Annotated in this window: 21 protein-coding genes and 2 tRNA genes; 19 read left to right on the forward strand and 4 right to left on the reverse strand. The window is 70.7% G+C overall.

Going from position 1 to position 21,397, the window contains the following annotated elements:
• The first annotated feature begins 23 nt into the window (after positions 1-23).
• Together murI and QM638_RS10810 are read left to right on the forward strand one after the other, a co-directional pair.
• The gene (gene murI, locus QM638_RS10805) at positions 24-878 is read left to right on the forward strand and encodes a glutamate racemase (RefSeq protein ID WP_415142007.1); all 855 of its coding nucleotides are present in this window, start codon (positions 24-26) and stop codon (positions 876-878) included.
• Positions 875-1,630: an MBL fold metallo-hydrolase gene (locus QM638_RS10810; RefSeq protein WP_415141979.1), complete on the forward strand. Its 756-nt coding sequence runs from the start codon at positions 875-877 to the stop codon at positions 1,628-1,630. The genes murI and QM638_RS10810 overlap by 4 nt, the downstream gene beginning before the upstream one ends.
• 126 nt (positions 1,631-1,756) lie before the next feature.
• On the opposite strand, the gene QM638_RS10815 is transcribed toward QM638_RS10810, so the two are convergent.
• On the reverse strand, positions 1,757-1,999 hold the full coding sequence (locus QM638_RS10815; RefSeq protein WP_415141980.1) for a hypothetical protein: 243 nt from the start codon (positions 1,997-1,999) through the stop codon (positions 1,757-1,759).
• 163 nt (positions 2,000-2,162) lie between these two features.
• Between QM638_RS10815 and QM638_RS10820 the strand changes: the two genes are divergently transcribed.
• Both QM638_RS10820 and QM638_RS10825 read left to right on the forward strand, forming a co-directional pair.
• Positions 2,163-2,318, forward strand: a complete 156-nt coding sequence (locus QM638_RS10820) for a hypothetical protein (RefSeq protein WP_415141981.1) — start codon at positions 2,163-2,165, stop codon at positions 2,316-2,318.
• A 212-nt stretch (positions 2,319-2,530) separates the two neighbouring features.
• Positions 2,531-3,154, forward strand: coding sequence for a hypothetical protein (locus QM638_RS10825; protein ID WP_415141982.1), 624 nt, complete (start codon positions 2,531-2,533; stop codon positions 3,152-3,154).
• A 4-nt stretch (positions 3,155-3,158) separates the two neighbouring features.
• Here the strand turns inward: QM638_RS10825 and QM638_RS10830 are convergent, their stop codons facing one another.
• Both QM638_RS10830 and QM638_RS10835 read right to left on the reverse strand, forming a co-directional pair.
• The gene (locus QM638_RS10830) at positions 3,159-3,839 is read right to left on the reverse strand and encodes a response regulator (RefSeq protein WP_415141983.1); all 681 of its coding nucleotides are present in this window, start codon (positions 3,837-3,839) and stop codon (positions 3,159-3,161) included.
• Positions 3,836-4,981: a sensor histidine kinase gene (locus QM638_RS10835; RefSeq protein ID WP_415141984.1), complete on the reverse strand. Its 1,146-nt coding sequence runs from the start codon at positions 4,979-4,981 to the stop codon at positions 3,836-3,838. Before QM638_RS10835 ends, QM638_RS10830 begins: the two co-directional genes overlap by 4 nt.
• 150 nt (positions 4,982-5,131) lie before the next feature.
• On the opposite strand from QM638_RS10835, the gene QM638_RS10840 reads away from it, so the two are divergent.
• From QM638_RS10840 to QM638_RS10910, 15 genes are all read left to right on the forward strand, one after another.
• Positions 5,132-6,031: an ABC transporter ATP-binding protein gene (locus QM638_RS10840; protein WP_415141985.1), complete on the forward strand. Its 900-nt coding sequence runs from the start codon at positions 5,132-5,134 to the stop codon at positions 6,029-6,031.
• Complete coding sequence (locus tag QM638_RS10845) at positions 6,031-6,843, forward strand: ABC transporter permease (protein ID WP_415141986.1); 813 nt, start codon at positions 6,031-6,033, stop codon at positions 6,841-6,843. The genes QM638_RS10840 and QM638_RS10845 overlap by 1 nt, the downstream gene beginning before the upstream one ends.
• Before the next feature lie 166 nt (positions 6,844-7,009).
• Positions 7,010-7,732, forward strand: coding sequence for a ribonuclease PH (gene rph / locus QM638_RS10850; RefSeq protein ID WP_415141987.1), 723 nt, complete (start codon positions 7,010-7,012; stop codon positions 7,730-7,732).
• Positions 7,729-8,349, forward strand: a complete 621-nt coding sequence (rdgB, locus tag QM638_RS10855; RefSeq protein ID WP_415141989.1) for an RdgB/HAM1 family non-canonical purine NTP pyrophosphatase — start codon at positions 7,729-7,731, stop codon at positions 8,347-8,349. Before rph ends, rdgB begins: the two co-directional genes overlap by 4 nt.
• A complete protein-coding gene (locus QM638_RS10860) occupies positions 8,349-9,224 on the forward strand; it encodes an alpha/beta hydrolase (protein ID WP_415141990.1) in 876 nt (291 codons plus the stop codon). The genes rdgB and QM638_RS10860 overlap by 1 nt, the downstream gene beginning before the upstream one ends.
• 132 nt (positions 9,225-9,356) lie before the next feature.
• Positions 9,357-9,875 (forward strand): ribose-5-phosphate isomerase, encoded by a 519-nt coding sequence (locus QM638_RS10865; RefSeq protein WP_415141991.1) that lies wholly within the window; start codon positions 9,357-9,359, stop codon positions 9,873-9,875.
• 4 nt (positions 9,876-9,879) lie between these two features.
• A complete protein-coding gene (locus tag QM638_RS10870) occupies positions 9,880-10,788 on the forward strand; it encodes an Fpg/Nei family DNA glycosylase (RefSeq protein ID WP_415141992.1) in 909 nt (302 codons plus the stop codon).
• Positions 10,789-10,872: 84 nt separating this feature from the next.
• Positions 10,873-11,943, forward strand: a complete 1,071-nt coding sequence (locus QM638_RS10875; protein ID WP_415141993.1) for a PP2C family protein-serine/threonine phosphatase — start codon at positions 10,873-10,875, stop codon at positions 11,941-11,943.
• A gap of 179 nt (positions 11,944-12,122) precedes the next feature.
• A tRNA-Gly gene (locus tag QM638_RS10880) sits at positions 12,123-12,193 on the forward strand.
• 39 nt (positions 12,194-12,232) lie between these two features.
• Positions 12,233-12,305: transfer RNA gene (locus QM638_RS10885), tRNA-Pro, on the forward strand.
• Between the two features lie 67 nt (positions 12,306-12,372).
• Complete coding sequence (gene tig / locus QM638_RS10890; RefSeq protein ID WP_415141994.1) at positions 12,373-13,824, forward strand: trigger factor; 1,452 nt, start codon at positions 12,373-12,375, stop codon at positions 13,822-13,824.
• Positions 13,825-14,081: 257 nt separating this feature from the next.
• A complete protein-coding gene (locus tag QM638_RS10895) occupies positions 14,082-14,744 on the forward strand; it encodes an ATP-dependent Clp protease proteolytic subunit (protein ID WP_415141995.1) in 663 nt (220 codons plus the stop codon).
• A gap of 11 nt (positions 14,745-14,755) precedes the next feature.
• Positions 14,756-15,361, forward strand: a complete 606-nt coding sequence (locus QM638_RS10900; RefSeq protein ID WP_415141996.1) for an ATP-dependent Clp protease proteolytic subunit — start codon at positions 14,756-14,758, stop codon at positions 15,359-15,361.
• 132 nt (positions 15,362-15,493) lie between these two features.
• Entirely contained in the window at positions 15,494-16,786 is a 1,293-nt protein-coding gene (clpX, locus tag QM638_RS10905; protein WP_415141997.1) for an ATP-dependent Clp protease ATP-binding subunit ClpX, read from the forward strand.
• A gap of 458 nt (positions 16,787-17,244) precedes the next feature.
• The gene (locus QM638_RS10910; RefSeq protein ID WP_415141998.1) at positions 17,245-18,678 is read left to right on the forward strand and encodes a hypothetical protein; all 1,434 of its coding nucleotides are present in this window, start codon (positions 17,245-17,247) and stop codon (positions 18,676-18,678) included.
• Between the two features lie 66 nt (positions 18,679-18,744).
• Here QM638_RS10910 and valS read toward each other — a convergent pair whose 3' ends face one another.
• Entirely contained in the window at positions 18,745-21,393 is a 2,649-nt protein-coding gene (valS, locus tag QM638_RS10915; protein ID WP_415141999.1) for a valine--tRNA ligase, read from the reverse strand.
• Positions 21,394-21,397: the final 4 nt, after the last annotated feature.

Here is a 21,397-nt window from a genome sequence, read left to right on the forward strand (position 1 = left end):
GCGCGGTCGAGCGCCTAGCATCGATCCTCGTGCGTCCCGTTCCCGACCCCGAGGCACCGATCGGCATCTTCGACTCCGGATTCGGCGGTCTGACGGTGGCACGCTCGGTGATCGACCAGTTGCCGCACGAGTCGGTCCGCTACGTCGGCGACACCGCCCGGGCGCCGTACGGGCCCAAGCCGATCGCCGAGGTCCGCGAATACGCCCTGGAGTGTCTCGACCACCTGGTCGACGAGGGTGTCAAGGCACTGGTCATCGCCTGCAACTCGGCCTCGGCGGCGATGCTTCGCGACGCCCGGGAGCGATACGACGTGCCGGTGGTCGAGGTCATCCTGCCGGCCACCCGGCGTGCCGTGGCGGCCAGTCGCACCGGCCGGATCGGGGTGATCTGCACCCACGCCACCGCAGAGTCGATGGCCTACGAGGACGCCTTCGCCGCCGCCCCGCATGTCGACCTCTCCACCCGGGTCTGCCCGGCGTTCGTGCCGTTCGTGGAGGCCGGCATCGTCGGCGGCCCGGAGCTGCTCGAGGCCGCACACGAATACCTCGATCCGCTGACCAGCGCCGGGGTGGACACCCTGATCCTGGGCTGCACGCACTACCCACTGCTGACCGGCGTCATCTCCTACGTGATGGGCGACAACGTCACCCTGGTCAGCAGCGCCGAGGAGTCGGCCAAGGACGTCTACCGGATGCTGGCCGGGAGCGGGCTGATGAAGCAGAGCGGTGAGCCGACCTACTCCTTCGTCACCACCGGCGACCCGGCCGAGTTCGAGACCATCGGCCGCCGCTTCCTCGGACCGGAGCTGGTCGGCGCCACCCAGTTCGCCAGCCCGACCCGGATCGCCGGCGGGCTCGTCCCGGGAGGCGGCGCGTGAGGCTCACCGTGGTCGGCTGCTCGGGCTCGTATCCCGGCCCGGACTCGCCGGCCAGCTGCTACCTGGTGGAGGCCGACCACGAGGGGAGGACCTGGCGGATCGTGCTCGATCTCGGCAACGGTGCCCTCGGCGCGCTGCACAACTACGCCGACCCGCTGACGCTGGACGCGGTGCTGCTCACCCACCTACATGCCGACCACTGCATCGACATGGCCAGCTACTACGTGCTGCGCAAGTGGCATCCGCGCGGGCCGCAGCCCAAGATCCCGGTCTGGGGTCCCAAGGGCACCGCGCGCCGGCTGGCCAAGGCCTACGACCTGCCGAAGGCGCCCGGGATGCGCGAGGAGTTCGACTTCCACCGGTACGACGACCCGTTCGACATCGGCCCGTTCGAGATCACGCCCGTCGCGGTCGACCATCCGGTGCCGGCGTACGGACTGCGGATCGGCGCGGACGGGGTCACCCTCGCCTACACCGGCGACACCGGACCGACGCCGGCGCTGCAGGAGCTGGCCGACGGCGTCGACCTGCTGCTGTGTGAGGCCTCCTTCAACGAGGGTGACGAGAACCCGCCGCACCTGCACCTGACCGGCGCGGAGGCCGGTCGCACCGCCACCGAGGCGCAGGCACGGCGGCTGGTGGTCACCCACGTGCCGCCGTGGCACGACGCCGACGCGATCCTCGCCGAGGCGGTCGGGGAGTTCGCCGGGCCGACCGAGCTGGCCCGGGCGGGCGCGGTCTACGAGCTGTAGCGGTCGCGCGAAGGGCCGGCCGCCGGCGACCCACGGTTGCCACCGGCGAGCGTGAGGTCCGCTCTCCACAGGGCGTCGGGCGACGGTGGCGGTTCCGCGCGGGACGGGCGATACTGCCCGGAGGTGTCACTCTCGGGAAGGACCACCGATGCGGCGAACTCGGCTCGGCGTGGTGATGTTGATCGCCGCCTCGGCCCTCGCTGCGGGCTGTGGCGGCGGGGACCCCGCCGCGACCCCGTCCAGCTCGGGGATCTCCACGGTGCCGACCAGGACGCCGACGACCTCGGCACCGACGCCATCGGCGTCGCCGGAGAGCGCCGAGCAGTTCCTGCGTCGGTGGGTACGGGTCGGGGACCGGGCCCAGGTCACCGGTGACGTCTCTGACCTTCGCGCGATCAGTGCCCCGAGTTGTCGATCGTGCGGGCGCTTCATCGCGGAGATACGCAGGATCTACCGACACGGTGGCGAGGTGAGATACAGCGGCAGCACCGTTGCGGGGGTGCGAAGGCTGGGGAGTGGTCATTTCAGGCTGTTGCAGAAGTCCCCCGGCGTCACCTATCGACGTGGGCGAGGGGAGAAGTGGCAACACCTGCCGCGAGGGGTCGACATCTTCAACGTTGAGGTCAAGCGGATCAAGGGAGCCTGGGTTGTCGCGCAGTACTCGCAGATCGAGCGGGCCCAGGCATGAGAAGCGCCGTGCTGGCTGTGTGTGTCATCGTGGGCATCGCCGCGGTGGTCCATGCGACGCCGGTGTGGGCGGGTGCACCATCCGGAAGTCCGTGCACCGTCTCGTCGACCTTGGCGGGGGCGGCGGCGTTGTGCGACAGACCGCCGACCGATGCCACTGCGTCATACGAGGATGACTCCAGGACCACGCGCGTCGACCTGGTGCCGATCTGCATGATCGACTCAGAGGACGTATGCCCGGGCCGGGAGAGGTGCGGTCTCGACGCCGCGGGCGTCCTGTACGACGTGATGAAGGACGACGCCTACGCGGGCTCTCGCTGCATCGTCCTGGCCAGCGCGGTGGACTCGGAGACGCGCGCGGACGTCACCCCCGGCCTGGTGCTCGCGGCGTTCCGGCGGTTGTCGTGGCCGCAGGCGAAGCTGGTGGTGCAGCCGCGCCACGGGTGGACGTTGGTGAACCTGGCGACGGTGTTCTCGACGCCGACGACGGGCTCGAGGACGCAGACGGTGCGGCTGCTGGGCCGGCGGGTGCAGATCCGGGCGCACCCGGCGTCGTACGTCTGGATCCACGGCGACGGGAGCCGACAGACGACGGCGACTCCGGGGCATCAGGTGCATCCGGGCGCCGGCGTCGCGGCCCAGGACGTCGACCTGCGTGGCACGGTGAACCACGTCTACCGGATCGAGGAGCGGGTGCTGGTGGAGCTGGACGTGACCTATGCCGGCTCCTATCGGGTCGGCTCCGGTCCCTGGGTCACGATCCCGGGGACGTTGACCGTGGCGGGGGAGCCGCGGCCGTTGCGGGTGCGCACGGCGACCCCGGTCCTGGTCGGCTGAGTGTCTACAACAATCCGGCGTCGTGCACGCAGATGGCGATCTGCACCCGGTTGGTGGCGCCGAGCTTGTCCAGCAGCCGGGAGACGTGCGCCTTGACGGTGGGCACGGAGAGATAGAGATCGCCGGCGATCTCGGCGTTGGAGAGGCCGTGCCCGACCGCGACCGCCACGTCCAGCTCGCGTTCGGTGAGCACCGCGAGACGACGCTTCGCCCGGGCGCAGCGCACCGCCGCCTCGTCCGACGTGGACTCGTCCGCCCCCGGCGCGTCGGCCCGCAGCCTGGCCAGCAGGGTGCGGGTCACCGAGGGGGAGAGCATCGGCTCCCCGCTGGCCACCTTGCGGATCGCCGCGACGATCTCCGCCGGAGGCGTGTCCTTGAGCAGGAACCCCTCGGCCCCCGCGCCGAGCGCGCCGACCACATGCTCGTCGGCGTCGAAGGTGGTCAGCACGATCACCTTGGGCGGGTCCGTCATCCGGTGCAGCTCCCGGGTCGCCTCCAGTCCGGAGAGCCGGGGCATCCGCAGGTCCATCAGCACGATGTCGGGCCTCGCGGAGACGGCCAGATCGACCCCGTCGCGGCCGTCGGCCCCCTCGCCGACGATCTCCAGGTCCGGCTGTCCACCCAGCATCAGGCTCAACGCCGAGCGCACCAGCGGGTCGTCGTCGACGATCAACAGCCGGATCACGGGACCCACGGTATCCGGGCGCGGAGCACGAACCGTCCTCGTTCGACGGAGTGGCTCAGGGTGCCACCGGCCAACCGCATCCGTTCGGCCAGGCCGACCAGACCGAGGCCGGCCCCCGGCGTGCGGGCGGCGCTGAAGCCGAGCTGGTTGCTGACCACCACCTGCAGCCCCTCGGCCGGCGAGCCGGTGAGCTCCACCTCCACCACCGAGCCGGCGGCATGCTTGTGCGCGTTGGTGATCCCCTCCTGCACGATCCGGTAGGCGGCCCGGCCGGCCGAGTCGGGCGGTGGTCCGTCGCTGACCTCGTCATGCAGCCGCACGGTCGGCCCCGCCTCGTTCGCCTCCGCCACCAGGCCGGCCAGGTCGCCGTACGTCGGCTGTGGTCGCAGCAGCTCGCCGTCGTTGCCGCGCAGCACCCCGAGGACCGAGCGCAGGTCGGTGAGGGCCTCGTGCGCCTTGGCCTGGATGAGGGTGGCGTCGGCACGCATCTGCTCGGCGGTCAGGTCCTCGCGGAAGCCGAGCGCCCCGGCGTGCAGCGAGATCTGCGAGATCCGGTGCGCGAGCACGTCGTGCATCTCCCGGGCGATGGCCGCCCGTTCGTGGTCCCGGGCCTGCGCCACCCGCAGCGTCTGCTCGGCCTCGGCCGACTCGGCCCGATGGCGCAGCGTCCAGATGAGCTCGCGGCGCGAGCCGACGTACATGCCCCAGCTGAGCGTCGCACCGGTCGCCGCCGCGTTGACGATCAGGTCGACCCAGTCGGGGCTGTCGGAGGTCATGGTGGTGAAGGCCTGGCCCGCCGCGAACGCGACCGAGCCGACCAGGCCGATCTCCCAGGGGCGTCGCCGGGTGGCGAGGGAGACGGCCGCCAGCACGCCCGGCCCGCTCGAGGAGGCGGAGACCAGGCCGGTCGCCGCCAGCACGACCGCGATCGCCAGCGGAGCCCGGCGCCGGTAGTGGGTGAGCACCAGGGCCACCAGGCCGACGGCGAGATCGACGGCGGGCCAGCCGTGCCAGACCTCGTATTCGCCCTGCACGCCGTCGGCGAAGACGAGTCCACCGATGAGCAGCATCGCCGCGAACCGCCAGGTGTGCCCCCAGGCGCCGAGGCGAGGCTGGTACTCCTCGGGTGCCGGGCGGTCCATGACCCCACGCTAGGTCACCGCTCGGTCCGGCACAGCCGACCGAGGTCGGGGTTCCCCCTGACCGTCGGATCCGCCCGACGCTACTTAAGTCAGGGCACGATAGCCGTGTGGCAGATGTGTGAGCGCCGATCGGCAGGGCAGGGTGGTGGCATGATCAAAGTGGACTCACTGACCCGCACCTATGGGTCGTATGTGGCGGTCGACGACATCAGCTTCGAGTGCAAGCCGGGGACCGTGACCGGGTTCCTCGGCCCGAACGGGGCCGGCAAGTCGACCACGATGCGGGTGATGGTCGGGTTGACTCCGCCGACCCACGGCCAGGTCACCATCGGTGGCCGGCACTACATCGACATCCCCAATCCGGGCCGGTACGTCGGCGTACTGCTGGACGCCTCGGCACAGCACGCCGGCCGCAGCGGCCGGGAGACGCTGATGCTCGGCGCGATCGCGATGGGGCTGCCGACCAGCCGGGTCGACGAGATGCTGCAACTGGTCTCGCTGACGCCGGCCGAGGCCAAGCGCCGGGTGGGGAACTACTCCCTGGGCATGAAGCAGCGACTCGGCATCGCGCACGCCCTGCTGGGCGACCCACAGGTGCTGATCCTGGACGAGCCCGCCAACGGGCTCGATCCGGCGGGCATCCGCTGGATGCGTGGCCTGCTGAAGGCGTACGCCGACCGAGGAGGCACGGTGCTGCTCTCCTCTCACCTGCTGCACGAGGTCGAGCAGATCGCCGACGAGATGATCCTCATCGGTCGCGGGAAGATCGTCGCCCAGGGCGACCGGCAGAGCTTGCTCGCCCAGTCCGGTCCGGAGAGCACCCTGGTCACCTCGCTCGACAACGCCGCGCTGGCGAACGCGCTCAGCGCGAAGGGCTACCACCCGGTCCCGGCCGGTGACGGGATCCGGGTCGACTGCGCGCCGGTCGAGGTCGGCCGGGTCGCACTCGAGGCCGGCAGCGTGCTCAGCGACCTGCGCTCGGGCAGCGCGGGCCTGGAGGACCTGTTCCTGGAGCTCACCTCCGACACCCAGCGAGAGGGGATCAACTGATGTCCAGCTCCATGCCCGGCGTCGCCATGACGCCGCCACTGCCGCCGGTGACCAATGCGGTGCCCACGCCGTTCTCCCGGACCTTCAAGGTCGAGTTCCGCAAGGCGTGGGACAGCAGGGCGGGGTTCTGGCTGCTGGCCACGATCGTCGCCCTGGTCGTCCTGGTCGAGCTGATCGCCACCATCGTCACCGGGGTCAAGGACGAGGAGATGGCCTGGGGCGACTTCGCCGGCATCGCCGGGTTCGTCACCTCGGTGCTGCTGCCGGTGCTCGGCATCATGCTGGTCACCAGCGAATGGGGTCAGCGCACCGCGATGACCACCTTCACCCTGGAGCCTCGACGTCCCCGGGTGATCCTCGCCAAGGCGCTGGTCGGGGTGGCACTGACGGTGATCACCGTCGTGGCCGCGATGATCGTCGGCCTGGTGTGCAACGGCCTCTACGCCGTTCTCGCCGGCCACGGCGACTGGGACCCCGGGCTCGGCAATCTGGCCGGCTTCACCATCTACCAGGTGCTGAGCATGCTCGGCGGGTTCGCCTTCGCCTGCCTCTTCCTCAACACCGCGGCCGCCATCGTCGCCTTCTTCGCCTACACCTATGTGGTTCCGACCCTGCTCGCGATCGGATCCGCGACGATGGACTGGTTCGACAAGCTGGCCCCCTGGATCGACTTCCAGTCGGCGGTGTCGCACTTCGTGGACTGGAGCTTCGAGGGCGACGACGTCGCGCAGTTGATCGTCTCCGGCCTGATCTGGCTCGGCATCCCGCTCTTCTTCGGGCTGCGCCGCATCTTGCGCGCGGAGGTCAAGTAGCGCCGAGTCGGCGCTACGGGTACGCGTTGGGAGGTCGAGTCGGCGCTACTTGTACGGCGTGACCTGGACGGCGGCCCGCCGACTCGGCGACGGCACGTGCGCTTCGCGCCGTGCCCCGGTGGGTGCTCGTGCGGGCGCCGTCGCCGCGGCTCGTAGGGTTCGGGGTATGACACGTGCTGACGGCCGCGCCGACGATGAACTCCGCCCGATCAAGATCACCCGCGGTTGGCTCGACCACGCGGCCGGCTCGGTGCTCGTCGAGTTCGGCAGGACCCGGGTGCTCTGCGCGGCGTCGGCCTCCGAGGGCGTGCCGCGGTGGCGCAAGGGGTCGGGGCTGGGCTGGGTGACCGCCGAGTACGCGATGCTGCCCGCCTCGACCAACACCCGCTCGCAGCGGGAGTCGACCAAGGGCCGGATCGGTGGCCGTACCCACGAGATCTCCCGGCTGGTCGGCCGCTCGCTGCGGGCGGTGATCGACTACCAGGCGCTGGGAGAGAACACCATACAGCTCGACTGCGACGTGCTGCAGGCCGATGGCGGCACCCGCACCGCCTCGATTACCGGGGCGTACGTCGCCCTGGCCGACGCGGTCGCCTCGCTCGGCGTCCCGGCGGCGCTGACCGGCTCGGTCGCCGCCGTCTCGGTGGGCATCATCGACGGCGTCCCGCGGCTCGACCTGCCCTATGAGGAGGACGTGCGCGCCGAGACCGACATGAACATCGTGATGACCGGCGCCGGGAAGTTCGTCGAGGTGCAGGGCACGGCCGAGGGCGCCGCCTTCGACCGTGCCGAGCTGGACGCGCTGCTGGCGCTGGGGGAGAAGGGCTGCGCGGAGCTCACCTCGCGGCAGCAGGCGGCACTCGCGGAGAGCCTCGGGTCGACGCGGTGAGGCTCCACGTCGCCTCCCGCAACGCCGGGAAGATCGAGGAGATGCACCGCCTGCTCGACGCACACGTGGCCGGCGTCGAGATCGTCGGGCTCGACGACGTCGCGCCGTACGACGAGCCGGTCGAGGACGGCGCCACCTTCGCCGACAACGCGCTGCTCAAGGCGCGCGCCGGGTACGCGGCCACCGGGCTGCCCTCGATCGCCGACGACTCCGGGCTGTGCGTGGACGCGCTGAACGGGATGCCCGGGGTGCTCTCGGCGCGCTGGTCCGGGCCTCCGAAGTCGGATGCGCGCAACAACGAGCTGCTCCTCGCCCAGCTCGCCGACGTGCCCGACGAGCGCCGTGGGGCCCGGTTCCGCTGCGTGGTCGCCTACGTCGACGGACCCGGAGACGACGACGTCCTCCTCGTCGAGGGCGTGATGCCCGGCCGGGTGATCCGGGAGACCCGCGGCAGCGGCGGATTCGGGTACGACGTCGTCTTCGTGCCCGCCGCGGCCGAGCCGCACACCTCCGCGGAGCTGGCCTCGGCCGCCAAGGACGCGATCTCGCACCGCGGCCGCGCCCTGCGCGAGATCGCGCCGCAGGTGGCCAGGCGGCTGGCCGGCGGTGGACGCTGATGCGGCTCTTCCCCGCGGCCCGGGCCGCCGTCGAGGCGGACGCCGCCGCGCCTCGTCCCTGGGAGCTCGACATCGACGAGCAGCGTGCGGGCGCCCGGCGTGTCGCCGCCGTGCAGCCGCGACCCGACGTCGCCGAGGTCAGCGACCACGATGCCGACGGCGTGGCGGTCCGGCTCTACGTGCCGCACGCCGCACGGGACGGCGTGATCGTGCACCTGCACGGCGGCGGCTTCGTCTTCGGCGACATCGAGGTGCACGACGCGGCCGCCCGTGAGCTGGCCGAGACCACCCGGATCCGGGTGCTCTCCGTCGACTATCGCCGTCCGCCCGAGCACCGGTTCCCGGCGGCCCCCGACGACGTCGACACGGTCCTGGCCTGGCTCGCCGCGCAGCCCGGGATCGGCACGATGCCGGTCTACGCGCACGGTGACAGCGCCGGCGGCAGCCTCGCGCTGGTGGCGGCGCTGCGCAACCCCGGCCGATTCCGGGCGGTGGCGCTGGTCTACCCGTTCCTCGACCCGAGCTGCGCGAGCGCGTCGTACCGGATCGAGGGCGGCTGGGCGGAGGAGGCGAGGTGGTACTGGGAGCAGTACGCCGCCAGCCCGGCGGACCACGCCGACCCCGATCTGGCGCCGCTGCTCGCCGGCGACGACCGGCTGGCCCGGCTGCCGCCCACCCTGGTGGTCAGCGCCGAGGGCGACATCCTCGTGGACGAGGACGAGGAGCTCGCCCACCGGCTGGCGGACCTCGGCGTCGAGGTCGTCGCCTTCCGTGCGGTCGGGCAGGTGCACGGCTTCTGGCGGCACTCGTCGGTCTTCTCCGCGGTCGGGCCGGTGATGGCGATGACGGCGGCCTTCCTGAGCAGGCAGGGCTGAGAGACTCCGCGGGCGGGCGACCACCCCGGGGCGGAGGACCACCACCCACCGCCTGGTGGTGGCCGACCCGGGCCCGGGAGGACCGGTCGACCGGCGTGAGCCGACCCCGCCGCGGTCTGGAAGACTGCCCCCATGCGTGTGCATCTGGGCTGTGACCATGCCGGCCTCGACCTGAAGAGCCACCTCATCGGTCGTCTCACCGAGCTCGGCTACGAGCCGGTCGACCACGGTCCGTTCGTCTACGACGCGCTCGACGACTACCCGGTCTTCTGCATCCGCGCCGCCGAGGCGGTCGCGCGCGAGCGCGAGGCCGGGCTGGACAGCCTCGGCGTCGTCATCGGCGGCTCCGGCAACGGCGAGCAGATGGCCGCCAACAAGGTCGCCGGCATCAGGTGCGCGCTGGTGCACAGCGACGAGACCGCGAGGCTCGCCCGCGAGCACAACGACGCCCAGGTGGTGGCCGTGGGCGGCCGGATGCACCCGCTGGAGGAGATGACCCGGTTCGTCGAGCTGTTCCTGGCCGAGCCGTTCAGCGGCGAGGAGCGACACGCCCGCCGGATCGGCCAGCTCAGTCACTACGAGGAGACCGGGCAGCGGCCCCCGTTGCCGGACTCGGCGGTGGGCCTCGGCCCCGCCGAGGACCAGGACTGATCCGGTGCCCGAGGGGCACACCCTGCACCGGCTGGCCCTGGACCTCAGCGAGGCCTTCGCCGGGCAGCGGCTCCGGGTCAGCAGTCCCCAGGGGCGGTTCGCCGAGTCGGCGGCGCTGGTGGACGGCGACGAGTGTCGGGGCGCGGACACCTGGGGCAAGCAGCTCTTCATCGAGTTCGTCGGCGATCGGTTCATCCACATCCACCTCGGCCTGTACGGCAAGCTCGCGATCACCTCGACCGAACCCGGCGAGGAGCCGCCGGCTCCGGTGGGACAGGTGCGCCTGCGTCTGATCGGCACCACCTCGTACGCCGACCTGCGTGGCGCCACCGCCTGCGATCTCATGACCCGGGAGCAGCGGGCGGCGTGTGTGGCCAGGCTCGGCCCGGACCCGTTGCGCCCCGACGCCGACCCGGAGCGCGCCTGGGCCCGGATCTCCTCCTCGCGCGCGCCGATCGGCGGCCTGCTGATGGACCAGTCGGTCCTCGCCGGCGTCGGAAACGTCTACCGCGCCGAGCTGCTCTTCCGCCACCGCCTCGACCCGATGCGGCCCGGCCGCTCGCTGCGCAGGGGACAGTGGCAGGCGATGTGGGCCGACCTGGTCGAGTTGATGGCCGATGGTCTGGCCAAGAACCGGATCGACACCGTTCGGCCGGAGCACACCCCCGAGGCGATGGGCCGGCCGCCGCGACGCGACGACCACGGTGGCGAGGTCTACGTCTATCGGCGCGCCGGACAGCCGTGTCACGTCTGCGGCCGGCCGGTGCGCACCGCGGAGCTGCACCAGCGCAACCTGTTCTGGTGTCCCGGTTGCCAGCGCACCTACCGTCCGCGGGGGAACGGCGCCCGCCGCGCGGGCGCCCCGCAGACCGCCGCACCGGAGAACGCCGCACCGGAGAACGCCGCACACTAGAGTGCGCTCATCCGCCCCCGGTCACGAAGGTCGCCCATGCCATCCAGGCCATCCAGGTCAGCTCGCGGTTCCCGCTCGGGCGAGATGCGCACCTACGTGGTGCGTCGCCGGCTGCAGAACCCCGAGCTGCGGATGTGCGGCTGGCTCAGTCTGCTCGCCCTGGTGCTCACCGTCTTCGCGGCGCTGCAGCAGCACTGGATCGTGTGGTTCCCGCTCGCCGCGCTCTCCATCCCGCTGCTGCTCGGTGCCCTTCTGCTCGGACCGCGCACGCTGCCGTGGTTCGTCGTGTTCGTCATGTTGCTGCTGGTGGTCGCGGCCAGCCGGCGGCTGGTGATCGACGCCAACCAGGCGGCCGCGATCGTCGTCTACTTCGTCCTCGGCCTCTTGGTGCTGCTGGTCTCCTACCGCCGCTCGCGGCTGGGCGTGGCGGGGATGCGCGGCGAGTCGATGCTCGTCGATCTGCGCGACCGGATCCTGCGGCAGGGCGGGATCCCGGCGCTGCCGGCCGCCTGGGTCGCCGAGTCGGCGATGGCCTCGGCCGGAGGCACCAGGTTCTCCGGAGACTTCGTACTCGCCGTCCGCACCGGGGACGATCGGCTGGAGGTGGTGGTGGTCGACGTCTCCGGCAAGGGCGAGCAGGCCGGCACCCGGGCGCTGCTGCTCTCCGGCGCGCTCGGCGGGCTGCTCGGCGCCGTACCGCCAGCGGCGTTCCTGCCCGCGGCCAACGCCTACCTGATCCGGCAGGGCTGGGAGGAGGGGTTCGCGACCGCCATCCATCTCAGCCTCGACCTGGGCAGCGGCCGCTACGAGGTCCGTGCGGCCGGGCACCCGCCGGCGCTGTTGCGGCCGGCTCCGACGGAGCCCTGGCTGAGCCTGGAGTCCGGCGGCCCGGCGCTGGGCCTGATCGACGAGGCGACCTACGACGCCGCCCTCGGCATGATCGGCCCCGGCGGCCTGATGCTGCTCTACACCGACGGCATGGTCGAGGAGCCCGGTCACGAGATCGAGGCCGGTGTCGAGCAGCTGATCGCCGCTGCGGACCGGATCACGAGCACCGGTCTCTCCGGGTCGGCCCGAGAGCTGGTCGAGGCACGGGGCATCCGCAACGACGACCGGTCGGCGGTGGTGATCGGTCGGGCGGGACAGCTCGGTTGAGGTCCGTGGACCGGATCGCCGAGGAGGGGTCGAGGACGGCGCGGGCGATCGCGGGGCGGCGTGCCGGCCGGTCTCACCGGGGCCGGCCGGTTGGGTCCGATCGCCGGCGGTGTGGCACCATTTCGGGGTTGCCCGCTCCGGCCCCGGTCCCTCGCGGCCCGAAGACGGAGAAGGCGCGCGCGGATGTAGCTCAATGGTAGAGCCCCAGTCTTCCAAACTGGCTACGCGGGTTCGATTCCCGTCATCCGCTCGGAGCTGGTCTCCTCGTGCCCGAGGAGACCGGTCTCGCCGGGGCGTAGCGTAGTGGCTAGCGCGCCTGCTTTGGGAGCAGGAGACCGCAGGTTCGAGTCCTGTCGCCCCGACTGCAACGATCCGACCGGGTCACCGCAGCCCATGCACCATCCGAGAACGAACGACAGGAGTCACCGAGTGAAGAGCGCCGTCGAGACCTTGAGCCCGACCCGGGCCAAGCTGACCGTCGAGGTGCCCTTCGAGGAGCTCAAGCCGAGCCTCGACGCGGCGTACAAGCAGATCGCCCAGCAGATCAACGTGCCGGGCTTCCGACGCGGGAAGGTTCCGCCGCAGATCATCGACCGTCAGGTCGGTCGCGAGGCGGTGCTCGGCGAGGCGGTCAACCAGGTGCTGCCGGCCAAGTACGCCGAGGCGCTGCAGGCCAACGACCTCGAGCCGCTGGCCCAGCCCGAGGTCGAGGTGACCAAGCTGGAGGACGACCCGGCCGAGGGCGCGGCGCTGGAGTTCACCGCGGAGGTGGACGTCAAGCCGACGATCGAGCTGCCGGACTACGCCGGCCTCGAGGCCCAGGTCGACGACGTCGAGGTCACCGACGAGGACGTCGAGGAGCAGCTGCAGGCGATGCGGGAGCGGTTCGGCACGCTGAGGGACGTCGAGCGTCCCGCCGAGGACGGCGACTTCGTGGTGATCGACCTGGCCGCCACCAAGGACGGCGAGCCCGTCGAGGGCGCCGAGGTCTCCGGCACCAGCTACCAGGTCGGCCGCGGCGGCATGCTGGAGGGCCTCGACGAGGCCGTCACCGGACTGTCTGCCGGCGAGTCGACGACCTTCACCAGCCAGCTGGTGGGGGGAGACCTGGTCGGCCAGGACGTCGACGTCGCGGTCACCGTGCGGCAGGTCCAGGAGCAGGAGCTCCCCGAGTACGACGACGACTTCGCCCAGCTGGCCAGCGAGTTCGACACCGTGGCCGAGCTCGAGGCCGACGTCCGTGAGCGGTTGGGCCGCGGCAAGCGGCTCGAGCAGGCGGCCGCCGCCCGGGACGCGGTCCTGGAGGCGCTGCTGGAGAAGGTCGAGGTGCCGCTGCCGGACAGCCTGGTCACCGAGGAGCTCAACGCTCGCCGGGAGAACATCGAGCAGCAGCTCGCCTACGCCGGCATCACGATGGAGAAGTACCTCGAGGACGAGGAGCAGACCGTCGAGGAGTTCGAGGCCGACCTGGAGCGGCGGGTGCGGGACGCCGTCGCGGCGCAGCTGGTCCTCGACCAGATCGCCAAGACCGAGGAGTTCCCGGTCGATCAGAACGAGCTGACCCAGCACATGATGCGCCGGGCCCAGCAGTCCGGTCAGGACCCGCAGGAGTTCGTCAACCACATGCTGGAGCACAACCACGTGCCCGAGCTGGTGGCCGAGCTGCTGCGCGGCAAGGCGCTGGCCCAGATCGTGGAGTCGGCGGTCGTCACCGATGCCTCCGGCAACACCGTCGAGCTCAAGAACCTCCGTCCCGACGGCACCATCGGCGATCCCGAGGACGAGGCCGCCGAGTCGGCCGAGGAGTCTGCCGGTGAGGTGACCGAGGAGTCGAGCGCCGAGTCGACCGACCAGGGCGCCGTGGAGAGCTCCACGGACTGATCCTGCTCTCGCAGTGACGGCCCCGTCCTCGGACGGGGCCGTTGCCGCATTTCTGGTCGGCTCCCTTCTCGAGAGGAGTTCGGGGCCGGGACCGGCGCCGCCGGGGGCGGCCCGGAGTCGGCCGGAGTGGGCCCGGAGCCGGGCCGGCACCTCGGGCACCCGGCGCCGACGGTGTGCGGGTCCGCCGAAATCTGCTGTCGGCGAACAGCGCCGGACAGGCCGTGGAACTGTCCGGCGCGACGGCTAAGGTCGGCGACGTGAACCAGTACTCCAGCGCCCACGACGGCGACTCCGGACCGGGTCTGTCCCCGACCTCGGGCGGCGGCGCCGGCCTGAACCTGCTCGACGACAACATCTACAACCGGCTGCTGCGCGAGCGCATCGTGTTCCTCGGCTCTGAGGTGCGGGACCAGAACGCCAACGCGATCTGCGCCCAGCTGTTGTTGCTGTCGGCCGAGGACCCCGAGGCCGACATCTTCTTGCACATCAACTCCCCGGGCGGCTCGGTGGACGCCGGGATGGCGATCTACGACACCATGAACTACATCCCCAACGACGTGGCCACCGTCGGCATGGGCCTGGCCGCCTCGATGGGTCAGTTCCTGCTGTGCGCCGGCGCGAAGGGGAAGCGCTACGCGCTGCCGCATGCGCGGATCATGATGCACCAGCCCTCGTCCGGCATGGGCGGCTCGGCTTCGGACATCAAGATCCAGGCGCAGCAGTCGCTGCACATCAAGAAGGTGCTGCTCGAGCTGATCTCCGCGCACACCGGTCAGCCGCTGGACCAGATCATCGCCGACGCCGACCGCGACCGCTGGTTCACCGCCGACGAGGCACTGGAGTACGGCCTGGTCGACAAGGTGATCACCAGCGCTCGGGAAGCATCCGACGAGGGCCGTCCCGCCCACAAGAAGGACTGAGAGGCAGGCTGATGAACTACTACATCCCGCAGTGGGAGGAGCGGACCTCCTATGGGATCCGCCGGATCGACCCGTACGCGAAGCTGTTCGAGGAGCGGATCATCTACCTCGGCACGCCGATCAGCGACGACGTCGCCAACGCGATCATCGCCCAGCTGCTGTGCCTGCAGTCGATGAACCCCGACCAGGACATCAGCATCTACATCAACTCCCCGGGTGGCTCGTTCACCGCGCTGACCGCGATCTACGACACGATCCAGTTCATCAAGCCCGACGTACAGACGGTGTGCATGGGCCAGGCGGCGTCCGCGGCCGCGGTGCTGCTGGCCTCCGGCGCGCACGGCAAACGCCTGGCGCTGCCCAACAGCCGGATCCTGATCCATCAGCCGTACACCGAGGGCACCTTCGGCCAGACCTCCGACATCGAGATCCAGGCCAACGAGATCCTCCGCATGCGCGAGCTCTTGGAGAAGATGATCGCCGACCACAGCGGCAAGAGCGTCGAGGAGGTCAGCGTCGACATCGAGCGCGACAAGATCCTCACCGCCGAGCAGGCGGTCGAGTACGGGATCGTCGACTCCGTGCTGGCCTCGCTCAAGACCCCTGCGCTGGCCTGACCGGCGGTGGTCTGTGACGGACTCCCGAGCCGTTCCCGCCACGCGGGCCCGGCTCGGGGTACCGTCGGTGTGCTCCACCCCGCTTGATCCGCCCCACCCGTTCGACCCGTTCCTATTGGAGGATGACCGCCCGTGGCACGCATCGGTGACGGAGGCGACCTGCTGAAGTGCTCCTTCTGCGGGAAGAGCCAGAAGCAGGTCAAGAAGCTGATCGCCGGCCCCGGCGTGTACATCTGCGACGAGTGCATCGACCTGTGCAACGAGATCATCGAGGAGGAGCTCAACGAGGGCGGTGAGGTCCGACTGGAGGAGCTGCCCAAGCCACGGGAGATCTTCGAGTTCCTCAACTCCTACGTGATCGGGCAGGAGCGGGCCAAGAAGTCGCTCGCGGTCGCCGTCTACAACCACTACAAGCGGGTGCAGGCGGGGCTGCAGCCGGGCGCGACCGGGCCCGGCTCGGGCAAGCACACCAAGGACGAGAACGTCGAGGTCGCCAAGTCGAACATCCTGGTGATCGGACCGACCGGCTGTGGCAAGACCTACCTCGCCCAGACCCTGGCCCGGATGCTCAACGTGCCGTTCGCCATCGCCGACGCCACCGCGCTCACCGAGGCCGGGTACGTCGGCGAGGACGTCGAGAACATCCTGCTCAAGCTCATCCAGGCGGCCGACTACGACGTGAAGAAGGCCGAGACCGGGATCATCTACATCGACGAGATCGACAAGGTGGCCCGCAAGGCGGAGAACCCGTCGATCACCCGCGACGTCTCCGGTGAGGGCGTGCAGCAGGCGCTGCTGAAGATCATCGAGGGCACCACCGCCTCGGTGCCGCCGCAGGGGGGCCGCAAGCACCCGCATCAGGAGTTCATCCAGATCGACACCACGAACATCCTGTTCGTCGTCGGTGGCGCCTTCGCCGGTCTGGAGCACATCATCGAGCAGCGGGTCGGCAAGAAGACGCTCGGCTTCACCGCCGAGATCCACGGCAAGGCCGAGAAGGAGGCCGAGGACCTGCTTGCCCTGGTCCGGCCGGAGGACCTGACCAAGTTCGGGCTGATCCCGGAGTTCATTGGCCGGCTGCCGCTGATCGCGAGTGTCAACAAGCTCGACCGGGATGCGCTCGTCCAGATCCTCACCACTCCACGCAACGCGCTGGTCAAGCAGTATCAGAAGCTCTTCGACCTCGACGGGGTCGACCTGGAGTTCACCCCCGAGGCGATCGAGGCGATCGCCGACAAGGCGCTGGAGCGCGGCACCGGTGCCCGCGGCCTGCGCGCCATCATCGAGGAACTGCTGCTCCACGTGATGTACGACGTACCGTCTCGCGGTGACGTGGCCAAGGTGATCGTGACCGGCGAGGTCGTCGAGGCGGGCGACGCGCCGACGCTGATCCCGCGCGCGGACAAGAAGAAGAAGTCTGCCTGACCGCACCCGCCGAGTCGGTCCTTAGAACCGCCGAATCGGTCCTCAGAACCGACGAGTCCGTCCTCGGATTCGACGAGTAGGACGGTTGAGGCAGGAACGTCGGAAGCCGTGGGTCTGCCGGGAACGCGTTGACGGCGTTCCTCCGGGTCGTCGAGGAGTTGCTTGCCGACCGGGCACAGGTGCGTCTGTTTGGACGCACTCGGCCGCCTTCTCTGAACGCTGCCACCCGCACGACCCGAACCGACGACTCGGGCTACAACAACTAACAACTCGCGCCACCGAAGGACCGATTCGTCGCCACAGCCGGGCGGCCACCCCGCCCGCACGGGGCACAGGGCCTCGGAACGCTAGTCCTGACTAGTCCTTTCGGGTCATTTTGCCGTCTGAACTCGCCTGGAGGCGGAGCCTCGGGAAGAATCATCGGTACTCGATGAGAAACAGCTGTGGGATGGTGACGGGTGAGCGGTCAGGGCAGGGCACCCTTGGCGGCGTATGTCGTCGTGGTGCTGCTCGGTCTGCTGGTCATCTGGCAGGCGCTCAGCGACGGTCCGCTCGGGATGAGTCAGATCAGCGACTCGCAGAGCACCGTCGAGCACCAGCGTGTGGTGGCCGACCCCGGCGCGCCGATCATGCCCGACACCACCGCCCAGGACGGCGCGGTGAAGCTCGGCTCCGGTACGTCGTCGGGCGGTGGCTCGACCGGGAGCACGCCGTCGTCGTCCTCGGACAGCTCGGCCGCCGGGACCGCCGACCAGGCGACCGGCAACGGCGGGACCGGTGACACGTCGACCGACGGTGGCCGGGGGAAGTCCGGGGACGACAGCGGGACGCCGGTCGGTACCGTGGGCAAGTCCGGCCATGCCGCCGGGTCGGCCGGCGGAGACGAGCAGACCGATCACCACGACGGGAACTCGCACGACTCGAGCACCGGCAATACCGGCAAGACGGGCGACACCGGCAGCACCGGCGACACGGGGGACAGCCAGTCGGAGACCGGCGACGCGCAGAGCGACTCCGACCAGGACGAGAGCTCGGGCAGCCGGAGCTCCAACTTCGCGAACGGGTTGGGCCTCACGAGCTTCACCAGCCTCGTCCACAGTGCGCTCTCGAACGTGCTGGAGAACGAGGACACCACCGAGTCGGTCGACAGCTCCACCGGTGACTCCTCGACCGACTCCGATGACTCCTCGACCACTGCAGAGTCGACCGATTCAGAGTCCGGCTCGGAATCGACCGACTCGTCGACCAGCTCGGAGTCGACCAGTTCGGAGTCGGCCGCCGACACGCCGTGGTGGTACTCCCCGGGCGATGGCGACTCCTCGTCGGCGCAGCCCTCCTCGTCGAGCAGCGACCCGACCGGCTCCACCGACGCGGCAGACTCGACCGGTTCGACCGGTTCGACCGGCTCGGCAGCCGGCGACTCGGTTCGCGCCGACCAGGGTCAGAGCGGCAGCCCAGGCGACGAGCAGGGCGACGAACAGGGCAATGAACAGAGCGACGAGAACGGCCGCAAGAGCCCTCGATCGCCGGCGGAGACGTCGAAGTCGTCGGCCGACCATCGAGGCGCGGTCTCCGCGACCACCGTCGCCAAGGTCCACGCCAAGAAGAGCGGCGTCAACGGCCAGGGCACGCACCGGGCCGATCGCAGCGGCGGGAAGACCAGCGTCGGCAAGCACGCGGCGCGCTCGAGCAGCCGGCACACCGGCCACCTCGGCCACGCCGCCCATGCCAGCCAGGCCGGCCAGGCCGGTCAGGGAGGCGACCACTCCCGACACCGGGCCTCATCCGGCCACGCCGGCTCCCTCACCGCTCACCAGGGCGGCAAGAAGGCCCACGGCAAGCACGCGCACGCCGACAAGGGCAAGCACGCCCACGGCAAGCACCGCTCCTGATCAGGTCCGACCGGGCCCGACCGGGCGCGCCACTCGTCGCGCCAGGGTCACTCCCGGCGGGTCAGGTCAGACGTCCTCGTCGCTGCCGATCTCGACGTCGACGCTCAGCTCCGTCGCGTCCGGGACGGTGGTGAAGACCAGGTCGCCGACCACGTTGCCGGCCCGGCGCAGGTCGGCGGCGGCCGACTCGGCGTCGGCGACCAGCTCCGCCGGCCCACGGATCTCGGCTCGCTTCAGCGGCGTACGCATCTTGACCTTCGCGGTGGACTTGGCGCCGCGGATCGCCGACAGGGCGGCGGCCACCGCGGCCAACGGGCGCGGTTCGGCGGCGGCCGCGGAGCCGAGCTCGAGCTCGGTGGGCCAGGAGGACCGATGGATCGAGCCCTCCTGCCACCACGACCAGACCTCCTCGGTCACATACGGCAGGAACGGCGCCAGCAGCCGGAGCTGGGCGTGCAGCGCGATCGCCAGGGTCGCCTTGGCCGAGGCGGTGTCGGACGGCAGATTGCCGTCCTCGTCGGGCTTGACGTAGGAGCGCTCCTTGACCAGCTCCAGATAGTCGTCGCAGAACTCCCAGAAGAACCTCTCGGTGGTCTCCAGTGCGGTGGTGTAGTCGAAGGCCTCGAGCGCCTCGGTCGCCTTGGTGATGGTGTTGCACAGTTTGCCGAGCAGCGCGCAGTCGATCGGCTCGGCGACCTCGAACGGCTTCAGCTCGGTCGCGCCGACGCTGCCGAGCACGAACTTGGAGGCGTTGAGCACCTTCATCGCGAGCCGCCGGCCGACCTTCATCTGGGTCTCGTCGAAGGGCGAGTCGAGGCCGGGCCTGGTCATCGCGGCGCGCCAGCGCACGGCGTCGGCGCCGTACTTGTCGAGGATCTCGGTCGGGACCACGACGTTGCCCTTGGACTTGGACATCTTCTTGCGGTCCGGGTCGAGGATCCACCCCGAGAGCATCGCGTGGCTCCACGGGACCACACCGTTCTCCAGGTGTGCCCGGACGACGCGACCGAACAGCCAGGTGCGGATGATGTCGTGCGCCTGGGTGCACAGGTCCATCGGGAAGACCCGGGCGAACAGATCGGGGTCGGTCTCCCAACCACCGGCGATCTGCGGGGTCAGCGAGGACGTCGCCCAGGTGTCCATCACGTCCGGGTCGGAGATGAAGCCGCCCGGCGCGCCGCGCTGCTCCTCGGTGTAGCCGGCCGGTGCGGTGGTGGACGGGTCCACCGGCAGCTGGTCCTCGCTCGCCACGATCGGGCTCGCGTAGTTCGGCTCGCCCGACTCGTCCAGTGCGTACCAGATCGGGAACGGGATGCCGAAGAAGCGCTGCCGCGAGATCAGCCAGTCGCCGTTGAGGCCGCTGACCCAGTTGTCGTAGCGGTGATGCATGTGCTCGGGCAGCCAGTCGATCCGGTCGCCGGCGGCGAGCAGGGCCTCGCGCAGCTGCTCGTCCCGGCCGCCGTTGCGGATGTACCACTGCCGGGTGGCGACCACCTCGAGCGGCTTCTCGCCGCGCTCGTAGAAGTTCGCCATCCGCTGGGTCGGGGTGGGCTCGCCGTCCAGGTCGCCGGACTCGCGCAGCAGCGCGACGACCGCCTCGCGGGCCGAGTGCACGGTCTTGCCCTTCAGCGTCTCGTACGCCGCCGTGGCGGCCTCGTCGGTGAGCCATTCCGGGGTGTCCCGGCCGAACCGGCCGTCGCGGCCGATCACGGTGCGCACCGGGAGCTGCAGCTCGCGCCACCAGGTGACGTCGGTCAGGTCGCCGAAGGTGCAGCACATCGCGATCCCGGCGCCCTTGTCCATCTCCGCCGCCGGATGGGCGAGGACGGGGATCTCCACGCCGAAGATCGGCGAGGTGACCACGGTACCGACCAGGTCGGCGTACCGCTCGTCGTCGGGGTGGGCGATCAGTGCGACGGCGCTGACGATGAGCTCGGGCCGGGTCGTCTCGACGTACACGGGCGTGCCGTCGGGTCGGTGGTAGGCGACCCGGTGGTAGGCGCCCGGGTACTCGCGGGCCTCCAGCTCGGCCTGCGCGACCGCCGTCTGGTAGGTGACGTCCCACAGCGTCGGCGCCTCGGTCAGGTATGCCTCGCCGCGGGCGAGGTTGCGCAGGAAGGCGCGCTGGCTGGCCGCCTGGGCGACCGGGCCGATGGTGGTGTACTGGTGCGACCAGTCGTAGGAGACGCCGAGGGTGCGCCACAGCGACTCGAAGACCCGCTCGTCCTGCTTGACCAGCTCGTTGCAGAGCTCGACGAAGTTGGGCCGGCTGATCGCGACCTGCCGCTTGGCGTCGGGCTTCTCCGGCGGGGTGAAGTCCGGCTGGTAGGGCAGGCTCGGGTCGCACCGCACGCCGTAGTAGTTCTGCACGCGGCGCTCGGTCGGCAGGCCGTTGTCGTCCCAGCCGATCGGGTAGAAGATCGTCTTCCCGCGCATCCGGTGGAACCGCGCGATCACGTCGGGATGGGTGTAGGAGAAGACGTGCCCGACATGGAGCGAGCCCGACACCGTGGGCGGCGGGGTGTCGATGGAGAACACGTTCTCGCGCGGCTGACTGCGGTCGAAGGCGTAGGTGTCGGCACGCTTCCACTGCTCGGCCCAGCGGGCCTCGAGACCCTCGAGCGCGGGCTTGCCCGGTACGACGACGGCGCGCGGTTCGGTCGCGGTCGTCGTACGCGTGCCCCCGTCGGGTGCGGTGCTCTGGGTATCGGTCATGACA

The organism is Nocardioides sp. (genome assembly GCF_047606145.1).
Lineage (GTDB): Bacteria > Actinomycetota > Actinomycetes > Propionibacteriales > Nocardioidaceae > Nocardioides.

Excerpts from the sequence above, each read along its gene's own strand:
- QM638_RS10835 (WP_415141984.1), bottom strand. The coding sequence starts at position 4,981 with ATGGACCGCCCGGCACCCGAGGAGTACCAGCCTCGCCTCGGCGCCTGG.
- QM638_RS10825 (WP_415141982.1), top strand. The coding sequence starts at position 2,531 with ATGATCGACTCAGAGGACGTATGCCCGGGCCGGGAGAGGTGCGGTCTC.
- rph (WP_415141987.1), top strand. The coding sequence starts at position 7,010 with ATGACACGTGCTGACGGCCGCGCCGACGATGAACTCCGCCCGATCAAG.
- valS (WP_415141999.1), bottom strand. The coding sequence starts at position 21,393 with ATGACCGATACCCAGAGCACCGCACCCGACGGGGGCACGCGTACGACG.
- QM638_RS10900 (WP_415141996.1), top strand. The coding sequence starts at position 14,756 with ATGAACTACTACATCCCGCAGTGGGAGGAGCGGACCTCCTATGGGATC.
- QM638_RS10875 (WP_415141993.1), top strand. The coding sequence starts at position 10,873 with ATGCGCACCTACGTGGTGCGTCGCCGGCTGCAGAACCCCGAGCTGCGG.
- QM638_RS10840 (WP_415141985.1), top strand. The coding sequence starts at position 5,132 with ATGATCAAAGTGGACTCACTGACCCGCACCTATGGGTCGTATGTGGCG.
- QM638_RS10845 (WP_415141986.1), top strand. The coding sequence starts at position 6,031 with ATGTCCAGCTCCATGCCCGGCGTCGCCATGACGCCGCCACTGCCGCCG.
- QM638_RS10860 (WP_415141990.1), top strand. The coding sequence starts at position 8,349 with ATGCGGCTCTTCCCCGCGGCCCGGGCCGCCGTCGAGGCGGACGCCGCC.
- QM638_RS10865 (WP_415141991.1), top strand. The coding sequence starts at position 9,357 with ATGCGTGTGCATCTGGGCTGTGACCATGCCGGCCTCGACCTGAAGAGC.